Source organism: Pseudonocardia nigra (genome assembly GCF_019396355.1).
GTDB classification, from domain to species: domain Bacteria; phylum Actinomycetota; class Actinomycetes; order Mycobacteriales; family Pseudonocardiaceae; genus Pseudonocardia; species Pseudonocardia nigra.
This window is the reverse complement of the sequence record NZ_JAHKRK010000468.1, coordinates 1-1,255: the sequence shown is the minus strand read 5'-3', so window position 1 is coordinate 1,255 and position 1,255 is coordinate 1. Positions and strand designations below refer to the sequence as shown.

Here is a 1,255-nt window from a genome sequence, read left to right as displayed (position 1 = left end):
ACGGCGAGGGCTCCTGGCAGTGTGCCGGTCCTGACCTGGGACAGGTCTTCCCGGAATGTCACGTCACGTGTCCAGTGAAGACGGTTTTCCACGGTCCAGTGCTGGCGCTCGTAGCAGTTGAGGTGCTCGGGGCCGGCGAGGGTGGCGGGCAGGCTGGTGATCCCGTAGATGACCTCTTTGCTGGTCCACTCGCCGTCGAGGTTGCCGACGTCGCGGCGTAGGCGGAAGGCTTGCTGGGCGCCGGGGAACAGGGTGTCGTCGACCGGAGTGGTCCGGATCGAGCGCCGCTCGGTGCGGCCGTGTCCGCGGTCGTTCTCGACCGCGCTGGTGTGTACCCAGTCCCGATCGGGACCGGTCAGCACGCGCTGCGCAGCGGCGCGGGCCAGCGGCTGGTTGCCCTTGATGACCAGGACATAGTGCGCGTCGAGTTGTCCGGTGATCAGGCGGGCGGTCTTCTTGCTGGTGTGCAGCGCGTCGAGGGTGAACACCATCCCGGCCGCGTTCAACGGGGCCAGCAGCGCCTCGACCTGCCCGCCCTCTCCCTTCTTATCCGGGACCTGCCGCTGACCGAGCACGACCCCGCTGACGTGCGAGATCGCAGCGACCAGGAACGTCGGGGAACCGGTCGCGGTCCGCGACCCGCGCAGCGCCTTGCCGTCCACCGCGGCCGCGGGCAGCATCCCCGCCGGCCGCGGATGCTCACCTTCGCGGTGCACGACCCGGCGCTGCTCCCGCTCCGGCGGGCCGGGGGTGTCGGGCACGACGGGAACCGGAGCCAGACCGCGGACCACCTCGGCGGTGAACCCACACGTCTCCCGGTCCAACGCGTCACCGTCCAGATCGGCGAGCACCCGCCGGAACGTGCGTTCGCTGGGCACCGCCCACCTGCCTCGCAGCGGGTCACGCCGCGCCCCGAGGCGCCGCAGGACCTCCTGCGGGGTGCGGGCCGCCCACTGCCAGATCGCGGTCACCGAATCGCTGCCCACCACCAGCGTCGCGCACGCCGTCAACGCCAGCACCACCACCAACTCATGGCGCAGCCCCCGCCGCTTCCGCCGATCAGGTACCAGCGACAGCCTCTTCACCAGCGCAGACACCGCAACCCCCGGATCGGACACGACCGGCTGAGCCTCCTCGGCGGCCAGATCGGCCAGCCGGTCGAGGGCAGGCTTCAACGACGATACTGTGGACACGAGCGCGACCCCCGGGACGATCTTCGGCTTCAACACCTGAAAGATCACCAGGGGTCGCGCTC

The 1,255-nt window shown here is 70.7% G+C and carries 1 protein-coding gene; it reads right to left on the bottom strand.

The window, feature by feature from the left end:
- On the bottom strand, positions 1-1,229 hold a 1,229-nt coding region (locus KME75_RS41630), incomplete at its 3' end, for an ISAs1 family transposase (RefSeq protein WP_219420493.1).
- Positions 1,230-1,255 lie beyond the last annotated feature (26 nt).